This window comes from Clostridium sp. MB05 (assembly GCF_046581255.1).
Classification (GTDB): Bacteria; Bacillota; Clostridia; order Clostridiales; family Clostridiaceae; genus Clostridium.
Genome location: NZ_CP174370.1, coordinates 1,203,314 through 1,228,429 on the forward strand (window position 1 = coordinate 1,203,314; position 25,116 = coordinate 1,228,429).

General features: G+C 28.0%; 24 protein-coding genes and 1 other annotated feature. Of the genes, 23 read left to right on the plus strand and 1 reads right to left on the minus strand.

Annotated features, from left to right (window positions below; all coding sequences use genetic code 11):
• The 4 genes from ACH36K_RS05730 to ACH36K_RS05745 all read left to right on the plus strand — a co-directional run bounded on the left by ACH36K_RS05730 (window position 1) and on the right by ACH36K_RS05745 (window position 3,316).
• Window positions 1-1,371: a SpoVR family protein gene (locus tag ACH36K_RS05730; RefSeq protein WP_411169992.1), complete on the plus strand. Its 1,371-nt coding sequence runs from the start codon at window positions 1-3 to the stop codon at window positions 1,369-1,371.
• A gap of 312 nt (window positions 1,372-1,683) precedes the next feature.
• Window positions 1,684-2,226 (plus strand): rubrerythrin family protein, encoded by a 543-nt coding sequence (locus ACH36K_RS05735; RefSeq protein WP_411169993.1) that lies wholly within the window; start codon window positions 1,684-1,686, stop codon window positions 2,224-2,226.
• An 11-nt stretch (window positions 2,227-2,237) separates the two neighbouring features.
• Window positions 2,238-2,984 carry a hypothetical protein gene (locus ACH36K_RS05740; RefSeq protein WP_411169994.1) on the plus strand — a complete coding sequence of 249 codons (747 nt, stop codon included), beginning with the start codon at window positions 2,238-2,240 and terminating at the stop codon, window positions 2,982-2,984.
• On the plus strand, window positions 2,966-3,316 hold the full coding sequence (locus ACH36K_RS05745; RefSeq protein WP_411169995.1) for a hypothetical protein: 351 nt from the start codon (window positions 2,966-2,968) through the stop codon (window positions 3,314-3,316). The genes ACH36K_RS05740 and ACH36K_RS05745 overlap by 19 nt, the downstream gene beginning before the upstream one ends.
• A gap of 80 nt (window positions 3,317-3,396) precedes the next feature.
• Here ACH36K_RS05745 and pssA read toward each other — a convergent pair whose 3' ends face one another.
• Window positions 3,397-3,918 (minus strand): CDP-diacylglycerol--serine O-phosphatidyltransferase, encoded by a 522-nt coding sequence (gene pssA, locus ACH36K_RS05750; protein WP_411169996.1) that lies wholly within the window; start codon window positions 3,916-3,918, stop codon window positions 3,397-3,399.
• 268 nt (window positions 3,919-4,186) lie between these two features.
• Here pssA and ACH36K_RS05755 point away from each other — a divergent pair, with 268 nt between their 5' ends.
• The 19 genes from ACH36K_RS05755 to ACH36K_RS05845 all read left to right on the plus strand — a co-directional run bounded on the left by ACH36K_RS05755 (window position 4,187) and on the right by ACH36K_RS05845 (window position 24,979).
• Entirely contained in the window at window positions 4,187-5,068 is an 882-nt protein-coding gene (locus ACH36K_RS05755; RefSeq protein ID WP_411169997.1) for a YegS/Rv2252/BmrU family lipid kinase, read from the plus strand.
• 73 nt (window positions 5,069-5,141) lie between these two features.
• The gene (locus tag ACH36K_RS05760; protein ID WP_411169998.1) at window positions 5,142-5,783 is read left to right on the plus strand and encodes a hypothetical protein; all 642 of its coding nucleotides are present in this window, start codon (window positions 5,142-5,144) and stop codon (window positions 5,781-5,783) included.
• A 396-nt stretch (window positions 5,784-6,179) separates the two neighbouring features.
• Window positions 6,180-7,436, plus strand: coding sequence for a magnesium transporter MgtE N-terminal domain-containing protein (locus tag ACH36K_RS05765; protein WP_411169999.1), 1,257 nt, complete (start codon window positions 6,180-6,182; stop codon window positions 7,434-7,436).
• A 74-nt stretch (window positions 7,437-7,510) separates the two neighbouring features.
• Window positions 7,511-7,743 (plus strand) — a binding site (T-box leader).
• 58 nt (window positions 7,744-7,801) lie between these two features.
• Window positions 7,802-8,710: a cysteine synthase A gene (gene cysK, locus ACH36K_RS05770; RefSeq protein WP_411170000.1), complete on the plus strand. Its 909-nt coding sequence runs from the start codon at window positions 7,802-7,804 to the stop codon at window positions 8,708-8,710.
• A gap of 38 nt (window positions 8,711-8,748) precedes the next feature.
• Window positions 8,749-9,333, plus strand: a complete 585-nt coding sequence (epsC, locus tag ACH36K_RS05775) for a serine O-acetyltransferase EpsC (protein ID WP_411170001.1) — start codon at window positions 8,749-8,751, stop codon at window positions 9,331-9,333.
• A gap of 8 nt (window positions 9,334-9,341) precedes the next feature.
• Complete coding sequence (gene queG / locus ACH36K_RS05780) at window positions 9,342-10,331, plus strand: tRNA epoxyqueuosine(34) reductase QueG (RefSeq protein WP_411170002.1); 990 nt, start codon at window positions 9,342-9,344, stop codon at window positions 10,329-10,331.
• A 34-nt stretch (window positions 10,332-10,365) separates the two neighbouring features.
• Entirely contained in the window at window positions 10,366-11,070 is a 705-nt protein-coding gene (locus ACH36K_RS05785; protein WP_411170003.1) for a lysophospholipid acyltransferase family protein, read from the plus strand.
• An 8-nt stretch (window positions 11,071-11,078) separates the two neighbouring features.
• The gene (nth, locus tag ACH36K_RS05790) at window positions 11,079-11,729 is read left to right on the plus strand and encodes an endonuclease III (RefSeq protein WP_411170004.1); all 651 of its coding nucleotides are present in this window, start codon (window positions 11,079-11,081) and stop codon (window positions 11,727-11,729) included.
• Between the two features lie 293 nt (window positions 11,730-12,022).
• Window positions 12,023-12,922, plus strand: a complete 900-nt coding sequence (locus tag ACH36K_RS05795; protein WP_411170005.1) for a D-alanine--D-alanine ligase — start codon at window positions 12,023-12,025, stop codon at window positions 12,920-12,922.
• A 179-nt stretch (window positions 12,923-13,101) separates the two neighbouring features.
• Complete coding sequence (locus tag ACH36K_RS05800; RefSeq protein WP_411170006.1) at window positions 13,102-15,201, plus strand: sodium-translocating pyrophosphatase; 2,100 nt, start codon at window positions 13,102-13,104, stop codon at window positions 15,199-15,201.
• 174 nt (window positions 15,202-15,375) lie between these two features.
• Window positions 15,376-15,762, plus strand: coding sequence for a BlaI/MecI/CopY family transcriptional regulator (locus ACH36K_RS05805; protein WP_411170007.1), 387 nt, complete (start codon window positions 15,376-15,378; stop codon window positions 15,760-15,762).
• A gap of 1 nt (window position 15,763) precedes the next feature.
• Window positions 15,764-17,281: a hypothetical protein gene (locus tag ACH36K_RS05810; RefSeq protein ID WP_411170008.1), complete on the plus strand. Its 1,518-nt coding sequence runs from the start codon at window positions 15,764-15,766 to the stop codon at window positions 17,279-17,281.
• Window positions 17,282-17,520: 239 nt separating this feature from the next.
• On the plus strand, window positions 17,521-18,234 hold the full coding sequence (locus tag ACH36K_RS05815; RefSeq protein WP_411170009.1) for a response regulator transcription factor: 714 nt from the start codon (window positions 17,521-17,523) through the stop codon (window positions 18,232-18,234).
• Window positions 18,224-19,792: an ATP-binding protein gene (locus tag ACH36K_RS05820; RefSeq protein ID WP_411170010.1), complete on the plus strand. Its 1,569-nt coding sequence runs from the start codon at window positions 18,224-18,226 to the stop codon at window positions 19,790-19,792. Before ACH36K_RS05815 ends, ACH36K_RS05820 begins: the two co-directional genes overlap by 11 nt.
• A gap of 70 nt (window positions 19,793-19,862) precedes the next feature.
• Window positions 19,863-20,804, plus strand: a complete 942-nt coding sequence (locus tag ACH36K_RS05825; protein WP_411170011.1) for a glycoside hydrolase family 25 protein — start codon at window positions 19,863-19,865, stop codon at window positions 20,802-20,804.
• 273 nt (window positions 20,805-21,077) lie between these two features.
• Entirely contained in the window at window positions 21,078-22,520 is a 1,443-nt protein-coding gene (locus ACH36K_RS05830; RefSeq protein ID WP_411170012.1) for a VanW family protein, read from the plus strand.
• Window positions 22,521-22,696: 176 nt separating this feature from the next.
• Window positions 22,697-23,533 carry a Cof-type HAD-IIB family hydrolase gene (locus tag ACH36K_RS05835; protein WP_411170013.1) on the plus strand — a complete coding sequence of 279 codons (837 nt, stop codon included), beginning with the start codon at window positions 22,697-22,699 and terminating at the stop codon, window positions 23,531-23,533.
• A gap of 130 nt (window positions 23,534-23,663) precedes the next feature.
• Window positions 23,664-24,125: a tRNA (cytidine(34)-2'-O)-methyltransferase gene (locus ACH36K_RS05840; RefSeq protein WP_411170014.1), complete on the plus strand. Its 462-nt coding sequence runs from the start codon at window positions 23,664-23,666 to the stop codon at window positions 24,123-24,125.
• Between the two features lie 17 nt (window positions 24,126-24,142).
• The gene (locus ACH36K_RS05845) at window positions 24,143-24,979 is read left to right on the plus strand and encodes a DegV family protein (protein WP_411170015.1); all 837 of its coding nucleotides are present in this window, start codon (window positions 24,143-24,145) and stop codon (window positions 24,977-24,979) included.
• Window positions 24,980-25,116: the final 137 nt, after the last annotated feature.

The following is a 25,116-nucleotide window of genomic DNA, read 5'->3' on the forward strand; positions in this document are numbered from 1 at the left end:
ATGGAATACAATGTTAGTACTTTAGAAGAGTGGAATGAAATTATAGAAGAAAAGGCAAGAGAGATGGGACTTAAATTTTATCCACAAGAGTTTGAAGTAATAGGGTTTAATGAGATGCTAGGATATGAAGCTTATGTTGGTATGCCATCTAAATATCCTCATTGGAGCTATGGGAAAGCTTATGATAAAAATAAAACATTATACTCATTAAATATGACTGGATTACCTTATGAAATGGTTATAAATTCAAACCCTTGTCTTGCATATTTAATGAGAGAAAATACCTTGCTTTTACAAATATTAACTATGGCGCATGTTTATGGACACAATGATTTCTTTGCAAATAATAGAATGTTTGTAGAGGGAACTAATGCAAAAGGTGCTTTAGAAATGTTTAAATTAGATGCAGAGATAATTAGAGAATATATAAATGATCCAAGTATAGGTTATGAGAAGGTTGAAAAAATATTAGATGCAGCACATGCAATTAAATTTCAAATACCTAGAGTGGTTGGGGTTAAAGAATTAAATAGTGAGGAAATAAAAGAAAGTAAAATTGCTGAATATTATTCTAAAAAAGAAAATAGGGGAATATTAGATTCTAATGAAGAAATTCCTTTTCCAGATGTATCTAAAATACCAGTAGAACCTTGCGATGATGTTTTAGGATTTTTAATAAGATATACTACTTTAGAAGAATGGGAAAAAAATATATTAAGAATAGTAAGAAGAGAAACACAATACTTTTTACCTCAAATAGAAACAAAAATAATGAATGAAGGTTGGGCAAGCTTTTGGCATTATAATATATTAAAAGAGCTAAATTTAAATGATGGATTACATTTTGAATTTTTAAAAAGGCATAATGATGTAGTAGCGCCTATGGTTGGTGGTCTAAACCCATATTATATAGGATTTAAAATATTTCAAGATATTGAAAAAAGATTTGGTATAGAAAAAATATTTGAAGTTAGAAAAACAGAAAGAGATAGTTCTTTCTTAAGAAGATACTTAACAAGAGATCTTTGTGAAGAACTTAATTTATTTCAATATGCTAAAAAAAGCTTTGATTATGTAATTGAAGAGATATCAGATGAAATTGGGTGGAAGAAAATAAGAGATCATCTAGCAGATACCTGTGGTATTGCATCTATTCCATATATAAGGGTAACTGATTTAAATAGAAGAGATTTAACTTTAACACTAGAACACTTTTTTGATGGCCGTGAGCTTGAAATGTCATATGCTAAGGAAACCTTAAAATATCTTCAAGATCTATGGGGACATAAGGTAAGGCTTATAACAAAGACAAAAGAAGGAAAAGAAATAGAAATATCTTGTGATGAAGATAGGAAAGTTTCTATTAATTAGCTAATAGTTATATTTAAAATAAAGGCGAAGATAAATAGAATATGTGTAGTAAGCATATAGTGAGCAGTTAGAAGTACTTGGTGAAGGAAGAACTACTAGACCTTAGAGCTGTTGGTTTGTTTGAGGGTAGCGAATTTAAGCAAAACTTTTGGCATAGTAGTTTTTCAGAGCCTAGTACTTCTTTGCGTAGCTATTTAGCTTATGAAACATGTTTATTTATCGTAGCACTTATATTCTCAATTTATTACTTAAGGGCACACTTAAATATGAGGTTGCATAAATTATAAGTGTATAAATTTTTAGGAGATAGAAATGGACTTTAAGGGAAGTAAAACTGAACAAAATCTTTATAAGACCTTTGCAGGGGAATCTAGAGCAAGAAATAAATATAATTTATATGCTGAAAGAGCAAGATTAGATGGATACCAATGGGTAGCAGAAGTATTTGATGAAACAGCACATAATGAATTTGCTCATGCTAGAGAATCTTATGGAACATTTTTAAATTTAATAGGATGTACTAAAGATAACTTATTAGACTGTATTTTAGGTGAAACAGATGAATATAAAATTATATACAAAGGGTTTGAAGAAGATGCAAGAGCAGAAGGGTTTATGGAAATAGCTGATTTTTACAAAGAGTTAGCTGAAACAGAAGAAAAGCATGCAGAAAGATTTAAAGCATTATACGATAAAATTGAAGATGGTACTATGTTTAAGAGCTCTGAAGAATCATTATGGATATGTATGAATTGTGGATATATCCATGAGGGAAAAGAAGCACCATTAGTTTGTCCGCTATGTAAATATCCAAGAGCATACTTCAAACCATACTGTAAGGTTACAAATTCTTAAGGAGGCAGGTTATGTTTATATCAATACCAAAAGAGTTCTTTGTACCTGTATTGTTTAGTGAAGAGTTTAGATATAATTTTGAATCAAATACAATGGAATATGATACAGAAGAAACTACAAATGAAGAAGAAATATTTAAAAATAGTAGAAAAAGGTTAGCTGATATAGATTATATTGAAGATAAAAAGGATACTGAAGAAACAGAGGAAATTGTAGAAGATAACTTAAAAAATGTAGAAAATGAAATTATAGAAGATTTTATTTTAAGGTATATAAAGGAATTTATGCGATATACTGAGGAACTAAAGGAATATAGAGCTTCTGATAGTGATGAAGAAGAAATAATAAATCAATTAAACTTTCATGTAAAGAAGTTTAAAAATATTTATAATGAATATATAAATTTAATTTACAATACTAGAAAGCCATTATCTAAACCTGATATAGAAGGAATAATAAATCATTATGTTGGAGAAATTCATGGTGTTTATTATAAACATTTAAATTCATTAAATTGCAAAAAAATAGATTGTGAGCACATTGAAAATAAGGCAGAGGAAGTAGTTAATGATGCGAAAGATGTATTAGAGCATTATATGAGAAAATTAAATTATAGTAATAATGATGACAAATGTAAGAAGCATAAAGATGTAGAAGAAGAATTTAAATATAGTGATAATATTTTTAATATAGCAGATGATGAATTTATAAAGGGGATGAAGAGGGAAGAGGTGATTGATTGGGGTATAAAGATTTAATTAGAGGACAATATAACGAAATCAATAACTTAACTAACTTACTTAGTTCTATGGTTAATTCATATAGGCTATTAATTGGAGGCGCAAACGAATTAAATAATATATCAGAGGCCAAAAAAAGCCAAGTTAAAGAAGCTGTTGAAAGGGCAGATGATTTAGGTGATATAATAGATGAAATTATAAAGACAATAGAGGAGTGTAGTACTTCTTATACAAAATATTGTAAAATTAAAAAACAATTTATTGAGGAAAAGACAAATAAACATAATATATTAACAGAGATAGATTTTGATTTAGATTTTGATAATTCAGAAAGAGAAGATGAAGAATAAAAAATAAAGCTATTCCAAATTTTTATTGAAATAGCTTTATTTTTTATTGAAATAGCTTTTTGCTTTTATCATATTTGTGACTAAAGTTTTTTTAATTTAAATGTACTTACCATAAGATATGAACCAAGTGCTAGAAGTATTATTGGAATCCATGGAGTTAATTTATAATTTACTGTAAAAAATACAAATATAGCCATGAAACTTCCAGCAATAGTTATAGGAACTCCTGTAAATACTCCATCAAATGAAGATGTATTATATCTAGCTAATCTATAGGCTCCACATATAGGGAAGGCTAATAAAACGGCAAAACCTATTATTCCAGCTGGTCCTACCTTTGCTAAATCATACATTAAGAAGATAAGTATAGATGGTGCAACTCCAAAGGATACTAAATCAGCTAATGAATCTAATTCCTTTCCAAGTTCACTAGAAACATTTAACCATCTAGCCACTCTTCCATCATATCTATCTACAAGGCCTGCTATTAATATAAAGAAGCAAGCGAATAAATAATTTTGATCAAAAGTGTATAAAATAGATATTATGCCACATGATAAATTAATAAATGTAAAAACATTTGGAATACAACTCTTTTTCATAAAATCACTCCTGGTTTAAACCATTAATATTATTTATTTTCTAATCTCTGTTGTCAATGCAATATTATATCACATATTTATAATAAATATAAGATATTTAAAGGTTAAATTAATTATTAAGGTAAAATTAAGAATTATGATTAATAATTAATTTGATTTATATGTAAAATATAGTAATATACTATATATGAATCATTGTATTTATTTTATGTAATTATATAATTTTTATAATTGGAATATAATATAAAATTAGCTTAGGAGGGGTACTGTGAAAAAAGTAAAATTTATTTATAACCCATACTCGGGAGAAAATCTAATATTAGATAAACTAGACAAGGTTATAAAAATACATCAGAATGCAGGGTACACTATAGTACCGTATAGAATAGATAAAGACGAGGATGTTATAAATGCTTTTAATGACTTTAAAGATAATAACTATTATTATATTCTAATAGCTGGTGGAGATGGAACAATAGATAATGTAGTTAATGCAATGGCTAAGTCGGGAATTTCAATACCAATAGGAATATTACCAGTGGGAACTGCAAATGATTTTGGAAAATTTTTAGGTATGCCATCTGATATCGGAAAGGCATGTAAACAAATATTATCATCAGAAGTAACTTCTGTAGATTTAGGAAGTATAAATGATAAGTATTTTGTTAATGTAGCAAGTACAGGATTGTTTACAGATGTATCACAAAAAACAGATGTTAACTTAAAAAATACTATAGGTAAGCTGGCATATTATTTAAAAGGATTAGAAGAGCTTCCTAACTTTAGAAAACTTGACATAAGTATTAGATCAGAAGAAATGACATATGAAGGAAAAATGTACTTTATGCTAGTTTTTAATGGTCAAACGGCTGGTAATTTTAAGTTAGCTACAAGAGCAGATGCAACAGATGGACAGCTTGATGTAATTATATTTAAAGCTATTCCTATAATAGAATTAATCCCTCTATTTGTTAAAATGTTAAGAGGCGAACATCTAGATTCAGATAATGTTATTTATTTTAAAACAAATAATCTATATGTAGAATGTAATGAGAATATAGTTACTGATATAGATGGAGAAAAAGGGCCAGATTTTCCACTTCATATAAAATGCATAAAAGGTGGACTAAAAATTTTAGGAGTAAAATAATATAAAGTTAGAATAAAATAAGAAATTTATTAATAATTATAAATAGCAGGAATATAAAAGGGTGGGGGATTAGTTGTTAGAATTTAGCTATTTATGTCTTTTGCTATTTACAATTACATTTATATTATATTTAGAAAAAAGGAATTTAGATTTATCACCTAAAAAGATAAAATTATTTGTAAGTATATCATTAATGCCACTAATATTAAGATATATTGTACTACTACTTGGGGTATTTATAGAAAAGCAAGGGATAATATACTTTTTAAAGTACTACGTATTTTTTAACTATTTTAGTGTACCATTAATAATACTATCAGCTTTATATATTTTCTTAAGAAATGAAAAGCAGAAGTTTAATAGAAATTATATTTTTATGATAATTTTAGCTTTATTATATGTTGCATTAGTATATACATATAAAATTAGCATAAATATAACTAATAATTTTGGATTTATTATTTCATTAAAAGATGGAATGGTACCAATTTTAATATATTTAATTATAATAGCTTCTTTATCAGTATTTATATTAATTAATTTAGATAAACCATTTAGTAATAAAGTTGGGATGAGGATACTTTTAATAAGCTTAATGCTATATATAATAGAGTATATTTTGCTTTTAGGTGGAATAAATATATATCCATATCCAATAATTGGAGAAGTATTAATATTAGGTTGTTTATTAAAAGCAATATGCACATTTAAATAATTATTTAAATAAAAAGTGAGAGTTAATTTTTAACTCTCACTTTTTATAATTTATTCTTTATAGTAGTTTAAGTGTGGATAGTAACTTTATGGCGACTTTGAGAGAAGCGACAGAGCAAAAAATTACTATCCACACTAAATACATTTCTCATTTAAAGAAAATAGGTTGCCTTTTTAGCAGGATTTAATATAATATAGTATTGGAGACGTTATGTATAATAAAATTAAAAATTATTTATTCTAAATAAATAAGGGGTGAATTTAAAATGGAGGGTGTCCCTCAGAGTAGTGACTTATCAAAATTGAATATTGGAACTTTAGAGGAGATAGACTTCATTATAAATTAGGTTTTATTATATTTATTGTCTAACTCCTCTAAAGGTGAGGAGGAAAAGATATGAAGAGACTATCAGTATTTCTATACACAAATATCTTAGGGAGAAAAATATACGATGAGTTTGACGAAAGTATAGGAGAACTTAAAGATATTTATGTAACCACTGAAGATGGCTATCCAAGGGTAATTGGGTATAAAGTGAAAAGAGATGGATATACTTTTCACTATGAATTTAGAAGTATTGCTTTTTATCAACAAGATAACAAGATAAAAATAGTTACAAGAGGAAGCAAAGAGATACTTCCAAGAACATATTCTTATCTTTTATCAGAACACTTACTAGATAAAAGGATAGTAGATATAAATGGAAGGCAAGTAGTCAGAGTTGATGACCTAAGAATAGCTGAAATTGCTGGAGAATACAAGGTAATAGCTGTTGAAACAGGTCCTCTTGCAAGATTCAGAAGAATGAACTGTGCAAAGCTTGGCAGCTTTATATATAAGATTCTTAAAAAAGATTATGAAGATAGAGTTTTAATGTGGGATGATGTTGAGTCCTTAGAAATGGTAAATAACAATTTGCAAATATCGGTACCATATAAAAAACTTTCAACACTTCATCCAGCAGACTTAGCTGATATATTAGAAAACTTAGATGCTAGTTCAAGAAAACAAATTTTTGAGTCATTAGATGAAGATTTAGCAGCAGATACTTTAGAAGAAATAGAACCAGAATATAAGGGTAGCATAATAAAAGATTTAAGTGAAACAAAGGCAGCTGAACTTCTAGAAAATATGCCTAATGATGAAATTGCAGATATATTAGATGATTTAGATGATGAAGAAAGAGAAAAAATACTTGTAAACCTAGAAAGAGAAGATGCTGAAGAAGTAAAAGAGCTTTTAAGCTATGAGGATGAAGCTGTTGGTAGTATAATGAGTACAGATTTTATTTCATTTAATTTAGATATAACAATAGGTGAAATAATTGATATATTAAGAGAAATGGAAGAACCAGAAGAAGAGGAATTATATAGAATTTATATTACTGATGAAGAAGATAGAATATTAGGTTCTATTAACCCAGCAGATTTAATTTTAAATAAACCTAATGTTAAGGTTAGGGATATAATGAGTGAAAATATAAATGTTATACGACATGATGCAAATGTAGACGAGGCAATTGAACTTGCAGCTAAATATGATTTATTATCAATACCTGTAATTGATGAAGATGACAAATTAATAGGTGCTGTAAATTCTCATGATTTAATAGATGAAATATTATATCCACTTTGGAAGAAAAAGATAAAATAGAAAAAATTAAGTGGGTTGACAATTAAATGCTTAAGCATATAATGAAAATATAAAACTTACTAAAGTACTCAGAATTAAAAACTGTGAAAAAGAGAAGTAGTATAGAGTCGGGTTACAGAGAGGAAAGCATGCTGAGAGCTTTTTACCTATAATTTATATGAAGTGCACTTTGGAGTTGAAGTTTGAATTATAGTAGGACTTTCCGGTATCATCCGTTATAATGATAATGCATTAATTTGCATTAATGAGTGAGATTAAATTATTAATCTAATTAGAGTGGAACCACGGAGTTAACTTCGTCTCTATATTGTTTAGAGACGAAGTTTTTTGCATTTTAAGTTTAACTAAGTTATTAGGAGGAAAAGATGATATATAATGGAGTATTAGAGCTAATAGGAAAAACGCCAATTTTAAAATTAAATAACCTAATAGATGAAAATAGCGCAGATGTTTATGTTAAGTTAGAAAAATATAATCCAGGTGGAAGCATTAAGGATAGAGCAGCATTAGGAATGATTGAAAAAGCAGAAAAAGAAGGTCTTTTGAAAGAAGGCTCAATAATAGTAGAACCGACAAGTGGAAATACTGGAATAGCTTTAGCAATGATAGGTAGACTAAAAGGATATAAGGTTATAATAGTTATGCCAGACAGTATGAGTAAGGAAAGAAGAGACCTAATAAAGGCATATGGAGCAGAGCTTATATTAACTGATGGAGCAGAAGGTATGAATGGAGCTATAGAAAAGGGAAAAGAGCTAGCTAAACAAGATAATTACTTTATGCCACAACAATTTGAAAATTTAGCAAATCCAGAAAAGCATTATGAAACTACCGCCGAAGAAATATGTTCTGAAATAAATGACTTAGATGTATTCGTTGCTGGCGTAGGAACAGGTGGGACCATAACAGGAGTAGGGAGAAAGCTTAAAGAGAATATAAAAGGAATAAAAATAATAGCAGTAGAACCAATTAAGTCACCAGTATTAAGTGGTGGAAAAGCAGGAGCTCATAATATACAGGGATTAGGTTCAGGATTTATACCAGAAATATATAATCCAGAATGTATAGATGAAGTTAAGAAGGTTTCAGATGAAGATGCTTTTAGGTTAACTAAAGAAATTGCGGTTAAAGAAGGAATATTACTAGGTATATCATCAGGAGCAGCTATATTTGCAGCTTTAGAAGAAGCGAAGAAATTAGGTAAGGGCAAAAAGGTTTTAGCAATAGCACCAGATGGTGGAGAAAAGTATATATCAATGGGAATTTATGATTAATATTAGCTATAAGTAATTTTAACAAAGGGGGAATAGCTGTGTTTGAAAAATTAAGATACGATATAAATAATATATATAAAAGTGACCCAGCTGCAAGAAGTAAATTCGAAGTACTTTTGTTATATCCTTGTATTCACGCTATTATAGCATATAGAATAGCACATTTTTTATATAATCATAAGTGTTTTTTTTGTGCAAGGCTATTATCGCAAATGGCTAGATTCATAACTGGAATAGAAATTCATCCGGGAGCTAAAATTGGAAAAGGACTATTTATAGATCATGGTATGGGAGTAGTAATAGGGGAAACAAGTGAAATCGGAGATAATGTTACTATATATCATGGAGTTACTCTTGGAGGAACAGGAAAAGAAAAAGGAAAAAGACATCCAACTGTTGAAGATGATGTTATAATCGGTGCAGGAGCAAAAGTGCTAGGACCTATAACTTTAAAAAAGGGGTCTAGGGTTGGGGCTAACACTGTAGTTTTAAAAGAAGTTCCTGAAAAGGCTACTGTTGTTGGATGCGCAGGAAGAAATATTATAAAGAATGTTAATGATATAATTGAAGTAATAGATGAAGATGGAAATAGAAAAACAATATATAATAATATGATTATATAGAGGTTATTATGATTAAAGAAAATATAATAAACTATTGTAACTCATTAGGTTTAGATACCTTAGGTTTTATAAAATGCAGAGAGTTTACAGAGCTTAAGGATTTCTTTTATGAAAGAAGAAATCAAGGTCTAGAAAATGAGTTTGAAGAAAAAGATATTGAAAAGAGAATTAATCCTTTAAATTATATGAATGAAGGGAAAACTATTATATCAATAGCTTTCCCTTATCTTCATGATGTAGATTATTTTGATAATGGATTTTCAGTATATACAAGGGGGATGGATTATCATAAAGTAGTAAAATCATACTTAAGCAAGATATGTGAATATATTGAAAATATTGGGGGAAAAGCTATTTCATTTGTGGATAATAATTTTTTACCTGAAAGATATATTGCTTATTTGGCAAGAATGGGGTTCATTGGTAAAAATAATTTAATAATTACAGAAAAGTATGGATCATATGTATTTTTAGGAGAAATAATAACAGACTTAGAAATAAATTGTGATGAAGAAAGAAGTTTCAATGAAATTTCTTTATTTAAAGAATGTGGAGAGTGTCAATTATGTTATGAAAGCTGTCCAAGTAAAGCTATAAATGCATATAGAAAAAATAGCAATATATGTGTTTCATATTTTACCCAAAAAAAAGATTTAGAAGATAAACATATAAAATTATTAAAGGGAAGAGTTTTTGGATGTGACAGCTGTCAAACAAGTTGTCCGTATAACAATAATATAAGATTTTCCAATATAAATGAGTTTTATCCCTTTGAATTTATGAATAGAGAAAATACTATAGAGCTAGCTAACATAAATACTAGAGAGTTTAAAGAGACCTTTTTAAATACTTCTTGTGGTTGGAGAGGAAAAAATGTGTTAAAAAGGAATGCTCTAATTAAAATGAAAGATAATAATGGAGATATTAGTGCAATAAAAACAGATTCTCCTTATTTAAAAGATTATGTTAATAGACTTTTAAATAGTAATAAAATATAATATTACATATAATAATAGGAAGTGAGGGAGAATAATGCTATCACCAACATTAGTAAAGGTAATAAATGTTTTGCCAGAATCATTAGTAGTAAAGATAACAAAAAGTATTATAAATAAGTATTTTAAAAAATATGCAAATATTAAAATAGAGGGATTTGAAAATATAGAAAAAGCAAAGGGACCTAAAATATTCATATGCAATCATTTAAGTAATGCAGATGGATTAATATTAGATAAAATTCTTAGAAAAGAGTATGATCCAACCTTTGTTGCAGGAGTAAAACTTTCCAATGATCCTGTAACTAGACTAGGGACTGCAATGATAAAAAATGTAGGAATTAAACCAAATTCTGCAGATAAAGAGGCTATTACAAAGATAGTTAAGCTTGTTAAAGGTGGAGAAAATCTAGTTATTTTCCCAGAAGGAACAAGAAGTAGAGTTGGATCTATGATTGAAGGTAAAAAGGGAATACTATTAATAGTAAGACTTACAAAAGCACAAATAATACCAATTGGCATGTATGGAACAGAAATACTTTTACCTATAAATAAGGATGGAGATATGGGTGGAGAAAAGTTTAATTATGCAGACGTAAATATTAAATTTGGAGAACCTATAGAACTACCTTTAAAGGAAAAGGATGAAGATAAGCATGCTTTTGATGAAAGATCTATGTTATACATAATGAAGTCAATTGCTAATTTACTACCTGAAAAATATAGAGGAATATATAAATAGGTGATTTTATGAAGCAAAGAACAAAAACTATATTAGAAATACTAAAAGAAGAATATCCAGATGCAAAATGTGAATTAAATCATGAATCTGCATTTCAACTTTTAGTTGCAACTATACTATCAGCACAAACTACAGATAAGAAGGTAAATGAAGTAACAGAAACCTTATTTAGAGATTATCCAGATTTAGATGCATTTCTAAAATTAGATGTAGAAGAGCTAGAAGAAAGAATAAAACAAATTGGACTTTACAGAAGTAAAGCAAAGAACTTAATAATGATGTGTAATCAGCTTAAAGAAAAATTTGGTGGAGAAGTTCCAAGCACAATGGAAGAGATAACATCATTAGCAGGAGCAGGAAGAAAAACTGCAAATGTAGTTTTATCAAATGCTTTTGGAGTACCGTCTATAGCTGTTGATACCCATGTATTTAGAGTTTCAAATAGATTAGGTCTTGCAGATTCTGATAATGTATTAGAAGTAGAAAAGCAACTTCAAAAAGAACTTCCTAAAAAAGAATGGAGTTTAGCTCATCATCTTTTAATATTTCATGGAAGAAGATGCTGTATAGCTAGAAATCCAAAATGTGAGCAATGTAGATTAACAAAACAATGTAAGTATTATAAGGAAATTAAGAAAAAGGAAATAAAAAAGAAATAAAAGATTATAAAGTTTATTTTAAATTAGGATTTGTTAGATATTTTTGTTGATATGATAGTTACAAATCACATATGAGCAAGTTTTTAGAATTTCATTATTTATGTAGTAAATAATAGAAATTCTTAACGTAGCAAATTAGTGATGAAGTAACCATCATATCAACATTTTCCTTTAAAAGAGACTAAATTTAAAATTTCTAGCTGATATGATTAAATTTATATAAACTGATACTTACAATCTAGTCAGTTATTTTATATAATAAACTAGATTTAAATTTAATTGGAGGTCTTGAAATGAAAGTTGGAGTTTTAATGGGGGGAATATCTTCAGAAAGAGAAGTATCATTAAATAGTGGAAACTCTATGATGCAACATATAAATAAGGAAAAGTATGAAGTAGTTCCTGTTGTTATAGATAAAAAAGAAGATGTTATAGAAAAGGTAAAAGGTTTAGATTTTGCTTTACTTGCACTACATGGTAAATTTGGTGAAGATGGTACTGTTCAGGCAGTATTACAAACATTAGGTATTCCATATTCAGGATGTGATACATTAAGCAGTTCATTATGTATGGATAAAGATTTAACTAAAACAGTATTAAAGGCTAATGGAGTAAGAACTGCAAGGTGGTTAAATGTTAAATCAGTAGAAGAAATTGATTATAATAAAATAGAAGAAATTGGATATCCAGTTTTTATAAAACCTACTAATGGTGGATCTAGTGTTGCAACATTTAAGATAACAAAAAAAGAAGATGTTGAAAATGCAGTTTTAGAAGGACTGAAATGGGACAAAGAGGTTATGATAGAAGAATTTATTAAAGGTGATGAAATAACTTGTCCAGTTTTTGAAAATGAAATGTTCCCAGTTCTTGCAATAAAAGCAAAAACTGATTTCTATGATTATGAACAAAAGTATTCTGCAAATGGAGCTGAACATTATGCAATAAATTTAGAAAAAAATCTTCATAAAGAAGTAGAAAAGATGGCACTAGACACATATAAAGCATTAAAATGTTCTGTATATGCTAGAATTGATATGATAATTACAGAAGATAATGTTCCATATGTATTAGAAGTAAACACTTTACCAGGAATGACAGCAACAAGTCTTTTCCCACAAAGTGCAGCTGAAAAAGGAATAAGCTATACTGAATTTATAGATATGATAATAGAATATTCATTAAAAAAATAAAATATATAGTAAAAGTTTATATTAATATTTAGATAGGTGTGATTTTAAAATAATAAAATCATACCTATTTTTTATATAAGTAAATTATGAAAATTTAATTATTAATCAAAGTATTTTCCAAAAAAATGAAACGTATAATAAAGTGAGGTCTATATATTTGTATAATAGGAGGAATTATTATGAATTTCATTTTCTTAGTTTTAATTGGATCTATTTTAGGACTACTATTTGCAGTTTATCAAGGTTACTCTATATTAAAACAAGATGAAGGAGACGAGAAGATAAAAAGCATTTCAGAAAACATTAAAAAAGGGGCAAACGCATATTTAACTAGACAATATAAAGGAGTAGCAATATTCTTCATTTTGATGTTTGTTATATTTTTTATATTAAGTACCTTAGGATATGTTTCAATATTTGTACCTTTTTCTTTTATTATTGGAGGATTCTTATCAGGTCTTAGTGGATTTATTGGAATGAAAGTTGCAACAAATGCAAATGGAAGAACAACAACAGCAGCTAAAAAGAGTTTAAATGGAGCTTTAAAGGTTTCTTTTAAAAGTGGATCTGTAATAGGAATTGTAGTTGTTTCATTAGGATTACTTTATATAGGATTAGGATATTTATTTTTAGATTGGTATTATAGAGATTTAATAGAGGCAGAACGTATAATTCAAATTACTTCCAATATATTAACTTTTGGTATTGGGGCATCTTCTATGGCTTTATTTGCAAGAGTTGGTGGAGGAATATTTACTAAAGCTGCAGATGTAGGAGCAGACCTGGTTGGTAAGGTTGAAGTTGGTATTCCAGAGGATGATCCAAGAAATCCAGCAGTTATAGCAGATAATGTAGGCGACAATGTTGGGGATGTTGCCGGAATGGGAGCAGATTTATATGAATCTTATGTGGGAGCTTTAGTTTCATCTTGTGCTTTAGCAGTAGCAGCAGGTTTATCTACAAAGGGGGTAGCAGTTCCTTTATTAGTTGCAACTTTAGGAATACTGGCATCTATATTTTCTACATTCTTTGTTAAAGCAAAAGAAGATGCAACTCAAAAAAATCTCTTAAAAGCTTTAAGAAGAGGTGTATATATATCATCAGTAATTGTAGCTGTAGGATCATTTTTTATAGTAAAGGTTGTATTAGGAACTGAGAATATAGGAATTTATTTTAGTATATTATCAGGACTAATTGCAGGAATATTAATAGGATTTTTTACGGAATATTATACTTCAGACAACTATAATCCAACAAAAAAATTAGCTGATATGACTAAAACTGGTCCAGCAACTACAATAATTGGAGGATTATCCTTAGGGATGGTATCTACCGCAATTCCAGTAATTATTGTTTCTTTATCAGTTTTAATAAGCTTCAATTTGTCAGGAGGAGCAAATGATTTTAATTTAGGTTTGTATGGTATAGCTATTTCAGCAGTAGGTATGTTATCAACTTTAGGAATAACTTTAGCTACTGATGCTTATGGACCAATTGCAGATAATGCAGGCGGAATAGCAGAAATGTCAAATCAAGATCCAGAAGTTAGAAAAAGAACAGATGCATTAGATTCCCTAGGAAATACAACAGCAGCAACAGGTAAGGGTTTTGCCATAGGATCAGCAGCGTTAACTGCTCTTGCATTTATTGCAGCTTATAAGGACTCAATTGAAAATATAGTGAAGAGTGGAGCTTATAAATTTGAATTTAATTTATCTATATTAAATCCGCAGGTACTTATAGGGTTATTTATTGGAGGAATGGTAACATTTTTATTTTCTTCAAAGACAATGGATGCAGTTGGACGAGCTGCCTCTAAAATTGTTGTAGAAGTAAGAAGACAATTTAAGGAGATTCCAGGTCTTATGGAAGGAAAGTCAGAGCCAGATTATGCTGCTTGTGTTGATATTTGTACAAAATCAGCTCAAAGAGAACTTATAACCATAGCTATAATAGCGATAGTAACACCACTTGTGGTTGGATTATTATTAGGACCTAATGGTGTAGCAGGGTTACTTGCAGGTTCTACAGTAACTGGTTTTGCAGTTGCAATTATGATGTCAAATTCAGGTGGAGCTTGGGACAATGCTAAAAAGTATATAGAGTCAGGAGTTTTAGGTGGAAAGGGATCAGATTGTCATAAGGCAGCTGTAGTTGGTGATACAGTAGGAGATCCATTTAAAGATACTACAGGACCATCAATAAATATATTAATTAAGCTTATGTCAATGGTATCAATAGTCTTTGGAGCTCTAGTTTTAGCTTTTGGTATTCTTTAATTTAATATAATTTTCAATATATAAGGGAAGCTATGAAATAAGGCTTCCCTTATGTTTTAAATAAAAATAATCAGAAAAAGGTGAAAATGTTAACAGGAATATATTGACAACGATTAATTACAAGCGTAAACTCAATATATAAATTACGAATGTAGTCAATGGGGGTTGATATTTATGAGTAAGTTACCTAGAATATCTGATGCAGAATGGGAAGTTATGAAAATAATTTGGAGATTGGAAGAAGTGACTTCAAGTGAAGTAATTGATAATCTTAAAGATAAGCAAAATTGGAAGAATACTACAATAAAAAGCCTTATAAGTAGGTTATTAAATAAAGAGGCTATAGGATTTAAAAAATTAGGAAAAGAATATTTTTATTTTCCACTTGTATCTGAAGAAGAATGTATAAAAGAAGAAATGAAATCTTTTTTAAATAAAGTTTTTAATGGTTCATTGAATAACATGTTACTTAGCTTTATTAAATCAAATAATTTAACAAAAGAAGAGATAAAGGAGTTGAAAGATGCTTTAAATATGCGTTATGCATTGGAGGAAAAATAAAATGAATTATCTTAAAGACTTCAGATTTAAAGATTTATTGTTTGGAATAGTTATAATTACAGTTTTAATTTTAGTAGGAATTGGGATAGCTTATAAAGTTAACAGTAAGGATATAACTCAAATTGATAATAAAAAAGTTACTAGTATTTCTATCAAGGTAATGCCATCATCACCTAAACAAAAAGTTATAGATAATAAAAGTGATATTGATAAGATAATAAAACATATAAATTCAATAAAAGTAAAAGAAAAAAAGCAAGAACTTTATAAAGGCTGGGAAATTAATATATCGATTTTAGGGGAAGAAAATTACGATATTAGTTTTATAGGAGAATGCATTGATGTAAATGGAATTCAATATAAAGTAAGTAAAGATGAAATTGAAAAGTTAAGAAGGTTATATGATAGCTTAAATTATGATGAAACAAATATATTGGATAAAATGGATGAAAAATTAAATTATACTAGCTTAATTAAAGGATTAATAAATAATAATTTAAAGATAGAAGAAATAGATAAAAGGACTTCTGCAGCAAAGGAGAATGGATATAGTGCTGACATTTATAGTCTAAAAATAAATGATGAAGATGTATTAGTGTATGAATATAGTGATGCTAAAGCTGCATTAAGTGAAGCAAATCTTATTAATGAAGATTCATCAAGGGAAATAAGCTATGCAGATGAATATATAATAATAGATAGATTAAAGCTACATTCTATTAATAATGTATATTTAAAGGTTAATCTTGTTTGTTTATATTATGGAGATTCAACAGAAATAAAAGAAGGATTACAATCACTTTTAGGGGAACCATTAATAAAGCAAATTAAAGATCAATTAGTAATTTCAGATAGTAGTATAATCCTTAGATATCCAGCAAACTGGGATTATTATCAAACTCCAAAGGAAATACTTATAGGAGAAGATTCTTATAAAATAGATACTAGATATATAGAAACTAATAAAAATATATGTGAAGTTGAAATTAAAAGAGATGATTTAATATATAAAATGAGAAAGTTTGATGAAGATGAGCTTAATGTTAATTGGATTTCAAAAATTGATAGTAATAATAAAGAATTTTCAACTCGCATATCTAGAGATGATTTTATAAGAGTTAAGAGATTGCGAAACACTTATATTGACATTAATAAAGTTTATCCAGAAATTGAAATTGACTCAAGTGATAAAACTTTAATTGGAAGAAAGTTATATGAAGAATATATAAAAATGCATACTACAAATTGGATGTTTCCTTTAGATAATGATATTGATGAAGAGCCTAAGGTATTAGTTATAGATAGTAAGATTAATGATGTTAAATTATCGACTGATGGAAACAATATATTTACTGTAGATATATCCTATGATGTTCAGGCGCCTAATGAATATGAGGGATGGTATGCTGGAAATGGAGTAATAGAAGAAGATAATTGGATAAGAAATAAATTTCATTTTGCTGATATAGAAAAGGTAGGAGAAAATAGATATAGAATTATTAATTTATATACTGGTTAATTAAACTGAAAAATAAATAGTTAATAGAAATACTGCATTATTAAAAGTGCAGTATTTTTTGTTAGTAAAGTATAAAAGTTTTAAAAATGTGATTATATAATTAAGGTTTTTTTAAGGAATAATAAAGTTTAATATTAAGATATTTTAACTACAATATAGATAAATAGTTAGAGTAAAAAATTAAAAGAATTCTTCTTTTATGTTAAACTAATTTTAGAAGTAGAGAGGAGTGGATTTTTTTGAGTAAAGAAAGAATTTTAATAGTTGATGATGAAAAGGAAATTAGAGACTTAATAGATATATATTTAAAGGGTGAAGGATATGACACAATAAAAGCAGAAAATGGTGAGGAAGCATTAAATATGCTTGGAAACAATGATGTGGATTTAATAATTTTAGATATAATGATGCCGAGGGTAAATGGGATAGAGGCTTGCTTAAAAATAAGAGAGGAAAGAGAAATGCCTATAATTATGCTTTCAGCTAAATCTGAGGATATGGATAAGATACTTGGTTTAAATACAGGAGCAGATGATTACTTAACAAAACCATTTAACCCACTAGAATTAGTTGCTAGAGTTAAATCACAACTAAGAAGATATAAAAGATTTAATAAAACTATAGTGAAAGAAGAATTAAAGTTTGAAGAGGAAAATATTTTAGAAATTGATGATATAAGCATAAACTTAGAAACTCATGAGGTTTTTAAAGAAGGGGAAGAAATAAAGCTTACACCTACTGAATTTGATATATTAGTTTTACTTGGAGAAAATAGGGGGAAGGTATTTAGTATAGAAAATATATATAACAGTGTATGGAAGCAAGATTTTATGCAATCCGATAATACAGTTATGGTTCATATAAGAAAGGTAAGGGAAAAGATTGAAGAGGATCCTAGAAAGCCCAAATTTATAAAAACTGTATGGGGGGTAGGATATAAAATTGATAGGTAGAAAGAAAAAAGAGAAAAAAGAGAAAGTTAAAAAAGAAAGAGTAGGTTTAATAAGAGGAATAAGAAATCTCATAGTAAAAATTTTTTATAAATTCTACAACTCTAGAATAAGAATTAAAATTAAAGAATTATTAGAATGGATTTACAGAAGAATAGAAAAAAGTATAAGATTTGAGCTTATGGTTGTTTTTGCAATATGTTTTATATCTTCTTTTATGTTTTATGGATTTGCAAACAATATGCTATCTAAAAATAAAACAATAACAAGGCTTGAGTATGATATTGGAGAAGTTCAAGCAGAAGCAAACTCCATAGTTAGAGAATTAAGTGGTGAATATGGCGAAAAAGTAGAAGGATTAAATGATACTAAACACATAAATAATATATTACAACGTTATAATGGTGAAAAAACAAAAATATATATAACAGATTTAGATGGTAAAATATTATTTAAAGTAAATGGGGAATTTCAAGAAAAGGTAGATATATATGCAGTTATAGACAAAAGTAATTCTGTAAAAGATGACGGAAGTGAAAGGGTGTTTCTTTACCCTGTTACTATAGGAGGAGATAGAGCTTATCTTATATATTCAAAGATACCTACTCCATATATTTCGAATGATTACTATGTAGAGGAAAATTCATTTTTAGCCCTTGTATTATCAGTTATTATGTTTATATCTATATTCATAATAATAACAAATAAGAAAATGAAGTACATAGAAGAAATCGCATCAGGATTACGAGTTATATCAAATGGAGATTTATCATACAGAATAGAAGAAAGGGGAAAAGATGAAATAAAAAAACTAGCTGAAAATATAAATAATATGGCAGAAGAAATAGAGACTAGTATTGAAAGTGAAAGAAGAGCAGAAAAGACTAAAGGTGAACTTATAACAAATGTTTCACATGATTTAAGAACTCCATTAACATCTGTAATGGGATATATAGGGTTAGTGAAAGATGGAAAATATGAAGATGAAAACATGATGAAGGAATATCTAAATATAGCTTTTAATAAGTCAAATCAGCTTAAAGAACTAATAGAGGATTTGTTTGAGTATACAAAGCTTAATAACAAAGGAATAGCTTTAGAAAAAACCAAAGTTAATATAGTAGAGTTTCTATCTCAAATTATAGAAGAATATATTCCTATATTTGAAGAAAATCAAATTGAGGTAGTAAAAAAATTTGTAGAGGAAAAAAGTATTGTAGAAATTGACGCAGGAAAGATGGTAAGAGTATTTGAGAACTTATTTTCAAATACAATTAAATACTCTTTTAAACCAGGAAATGTTATAGTATCTGCATATGAAAATAGTGGTTTTGTAAATATAGTAATAAGAAATAAGGGAGAAAATATTCCTAAGGAAAAGGTTGAAAGGCTATTTGATAGATTTTATAGAGTTGACGAAGCAAGAAATTCTAACACAAAGGGTAGTGGATTAGGACTTGCTATATCTAAGAATATAGTTGAGCTTCATAATGGTAGTATATGGGCTGAGTGTATTGGTAATGATGTAAGCTTCTTTATAAAGTTAAAATCAATTAGATAGTAAATAAAAGTAACCTTTAAGAAAGAAATTAATAAATTAATATAGAGATTATTTTTTTCTTGGAGGAGAAATGCAAAATAAAAATCCTAATAGTAGATTTGGAATAGACATAAATGAATATACACAAAGTGTTGATTTTCAAACTTTAGCAAAAACTATAGATTTTCTTTATGTAAGAGCATCAGGTTCAGGAGGAGGAAGCTTTAGAGTTGATAAGAAATTTTTAGAGTTTGCTAAAGCGGCCAGAAATTACGGAATACCAGTAGGAGCATATCATTATGCTTTACCTTCATATGATTTGACTACTGCAGATTCTCAATGTGATGATTTCATAAACATATTGCAAGAAGGTTTTGGTCAAAAGAACTATGGAGATTTATTTCCAGTATTAGATGTTGAAGCACCAATAGACAATAAAATAAGCACAAAAGCATTGATAGATTGGATAGAAAGATTTAGGAAAAGATTCGAAAAAAAAACTAGAAGAAGACTTATGCTATATACAGGAGCATTCTTTATAGAACTTTATAATGATTTCAAACTACCTAATGGAACTCAGCCACTTAAAACTATGCCTTTGTGGATAGCTATGTATACACATGTGGAAATTAATCCAGATTACCCACCAAATTTAGGCGGATGGACTAGATGGAGAATTTGGCAATTTAGTGATAGACAAATTGTTAATGGAGTTGGAAACCCTGTTGATGCAAACTGGGGGCCTGATAGTGTAGATCTACTTACTCAGCCTAGGCAAGTAAGAGGATTAAATGCCATTAAAGAGGGAGGATTATTAAAGGTTTCTTGGATGAAGAATACTGATGTAGATTTACTAGGTTATAATATCTTTGAAAATGGATATTGGATTGGAACTGTAGATAAAGGTGATACTAGTTTTCAAATAAGACTATCAGAATTACCAGTTAAAACAACATCACCAGTTACCATAAGTATAGAAGCTTTTGATTATGATGGAGAGACCTCTCAAGTTAGGAGTAAGGTTACAGTATAAGTATATTTGAAATTAAAAAATAAAAATATTATAAGCCTGTAATGTTAAGTTAGTTTTAATATTATAGGCTTTTTTGTTTTATAGCTTATTTAATAATAAAATGTCCGATTTTTTATTAAGTAGTTAATTTAAGTCAAAGATTTTATTTATATAAATATTTTAAATTTAACTATAGAATACAGTACAATATTAATGATATATTATTATTGTATTTATAAAGTAAAGTACAATTTTCATAGTTTTATTAAGATTAATTAGGAAGGAGTGGGGAAATTGGAGAAAAAGGAAAAAAATAACAAAAAAGCATTATTTATCAAAAAGAAAAATACATTAATGTTTGCAGGAATTATAATAATAGTAGTGATAATAGGAATTATAGGATATGCTTTTTCAGCTAATAATAGAGTAGCTTCATGGGAAAATAAAATTTACCCTGGAGTTAGTGTCTATGGTGTTGATTTAAGCGGTTTAAATAAAGAAGAAGCTATAAGCTTATTAAATGAAAAATTATCAGGTCTAATAATGGACAAGAAGCTAGATGTTATAGTTGGAGACAAAAAAGTAGAATTATCTTATAGGGAAATACAACCTAAATATGATACCGAAGCTATTGCAGAAGAGGCTTTTAATTATGGAAAAAGTGAAGGTATGTTTTCTAAAAATTCACTTATTAGAAAGAAAAAGATTAATAATATAGATGCTAAGATTTCATATGATGAAGAAATTCTAAAAACTTTTGAGGATAAGGTTAAGTCTGAAGTTAATATAAATCCTAAGAATGCTAAAATAGAAATAAGTTCAGGCAACATAGTGATTACTCCAGAAGTTTCAGGAAAGAAAATAGATGAAGAAGAGCTTCATACTAAATTAGTTGAAAATATTAATGGAGATCCAACTAATATTGTTGAATTAACTTTTGAATTAAAAGAAGAAGAGGCAAAAGTAAAAGAAGATGATCTTAAGAAAATAACTGGCAAAATAAGTGGGTATAGTAATAGCTATAGGGATACAGGTGATGGAAGAGTAAGGAATATGCAAATTGCAGCAGAAACAGTTAATGGAACTATTGTTATGCCAGGAGAAGAGTTTAGTTATAATGCTTTAATCGGAGACACTACACCAGATAAAGGATATGAAAAGGCTAACACTTATGTAGGAAATAAGATAGTTCCTGATTATGGCGGAGGAATCTGTCAAGTATCAACTGCTTTGTATAGAGCGGCAATGAGAGCAAACCTAAGATCTACAGAAAGAGCAAATCATTCCTTAACGGTTTCATATTCAGAACCAGGATTAGATGCAACAGTTGCTTATGGATTTGTAGATTACAAATTTAAAAATTCATATGATTTTCCAATATATATACAAGGATATGTAGGGGGAGGATCAGTATCATTTAATATATATGGTAATGTTGAAGCTATGGAAGGAAAAACTTACGAACTAGTAAATGAAGTTCACGAAAAGTATAATCCTGAAGTAAAATATGAAAATGATTCTACTATGGATGAAGGTACTGAAAAAGTTGTTGTTAATGGAATGCCTGGATATAAGGCAAGTTCTTATCAAATAACATATAAAAATGGAGCTGAGATTTCAAGAGACTTTATAGCAACAGATATTTATTTAACAACTGATACTGTTATAAAAAAAGGAACAAAAAAGAAAGAAGTACCAAAGCAAAGTCCTACTGAAACACAAAAACCACAACAATAATATATAGAGAAAATAGAATGGCACAAAGAAATTGGTCATTCTATTTTTTTATAAATAATTAAATATTTTTTTAGGTTAAATAGGCATAATAAATGTTATCAATATTTTAAATTTATTGTTGAAGATTTAGTGTAATGATATTATAGTAATATAAAAGGTAAGTAAAGGAGTTTTTTATGGATTACAAAATGGTTTGTATTGATATGGATGGAACTTTACTTGGTAAGGGAAAAAAAGTATCTGAAGAAAGTAAAAAAGCAATAAAAGAAATTCATGATAAAGGAGTAGAAGTAGTAGTAACTACAGGTAGAATTTATAATAATGCAGAATACTATTCTAATCTTTTAGGAGTCGAATCACCTGTCATTGCGGCAAATGGAGCTATAGTTAGAGAAAAATATACAAATAAGGTTATATATGAAAATCCAATACAGACTGAAGAATGTATTAAATTAGTTGATATGTTATATAAGATGAAAATGTATTTTCATTTCTATACTTTAGATAGTATATATTGCAGTAATAATTTAACTCAATTAGCAACTAAGTTATATATGACAAAACAAGTAGGTGATGATAGCTTAAAAATAAATTATTACGTTATAAATAATATAGAGAAATGGAAGAGTTTTTTTAGGGAGAATAATGGCAAGATTACAAAATGTATAGCATTTTCATTAAACCCAGAAAAAATTAGCAAACTTAAAAATAGCCTAAATGAATTTGATGATATAGTGTATTTTGGAGCAGGAAGAAGAAGTGTAGAGATAAATAATAAAGGGGTTTCAAAAGGAAATGCAGTAAAAGTTTTAGCTGATTATTATGGATTTAAAAGAGAAGAAATTATATGTATTGGTGATAACGAAAATGACTTATCTATGATTGAATATGCAGGTGTTGGCATAGCTATGGGAAATGCTATAGAACCTGTAAAAAAAATAGCTGAGTACATAACTGATACAAATTTAGAAAATGGAGTTGCAAAAGCTATAAATAAATTTTTTGAACTTTAGATAAGAAAATATTTTGTTAATAAATACTAAATAACTTTGACTAATGTAGTTTCCTATAGTATCATTTTTTATATAGTTTTACTAAAGTAAGATGAATGCATCTTACTTTTTTAATCGGAGGTAAGAAAAATTGAATTTAAATATAGTTTTATACCAACCAGAAATACCACAAAATACAGGGAATATTGCAAGAACTTGTGTTTTAACAAATTCAACATTGCATTTAATCAAACCAATGGGATTTACAATAGATGATAAGCAAGTAAAGCGTGCTGGATTAGATTATTGGAGCGAGTTAAAGCTTGAAATTCATGAGAGTTATGAAGACTTTATGAAAAAATACGGAAATGAGAGAATATTTTTAGCTACAACGCATGGAGGGGTACATTATGATGAAGCTTCTTTTAAAGAAGGAGATTTTATAATGTTTGGAAGAGAATCCTCAGGCGTACCAGAAAGCGTACATAATAATCATGAAGGAATAAGAGTTCCTATGATTAAAACTAGCACTAGAAGTTTAAATCTTTCAAATACAGTTGCTATCATAGCTTATGAAGCATTAAGACAAATTGGTTTTCCTGGAATGAAGTAACTTTAGGGGGAATAAAAGTGGAAAAAATAAAAATATTAACAGATAGCTGTTTAGATCTTCCAGAAGAATTAATAAAAGAAAATAATATAGAAGTAATACCTGTTTTAATTAATTTTGGCGAAGAAAGCTACATTGATAGAGAAGAAATTAACTTAGAAGAAATGCAAGAAAAAATACAAAAAGATAAAGTTCTTCCAACAACAGCACAAATAACTCCAATCAGGTTTGAAGAATACTTTAAAAAAAGCTTAGATGAAGGATATAAAGTGTTAGCAATACTTATGTCATCTAACATGAGTGGAACATATAATTCAGCTTGTATTGCAAGAGACATGTTAGAGACAGAAGATATAGTAATAGTTGATACACAAGTTATAACATCTGCTCAAGGATTTTTTGTATTAAAGGCTTGTGAGCTTAGAGATAAAGGTTTAAAAGCAGAAGAAATAGAAGAAGAACTTTTAAAAATCATACCTAAAATGAATGCTTCATTATGTTTTGAATCTCTTGAAAATCTAGTTAGAGGTGGAAGAATTTCAAAAACAGCAGGTGCAATAGGAACTGCTTTAGGGTTGAAAGTGATAATTGGATTCGAAGATGGAATGATGACATCAAAAGATAAAGTAAGAGGAAATAAAAAAGCTTTAAAAAAGATAATTTCTGATTATGAAACAAGCAATCCAGATAAAAGCGAACCTGTAATTTTAATAGAAATAGAAAGTCCAGAAATGAAAAGTGAGCTGAAAAAATATTTAGAAGAAAATAATATAAAATATATAGAAACAAAACCTGGATGTGCTGTTGGAATACACTCAGGTACAAGAGTAAGTGGATTATTCTTTTTAAGTGAGTAATGCTTAAAGTTTCAATTCGAATAAAATTTTAATTAGTGCAATAATAAATTATTTTAAAATAATGTTTATATAAAGATAAGGAAAAATTCCTTATCTTTTTTGTTTTAAAGAAAGACAACCCGAATTTTTATATATTT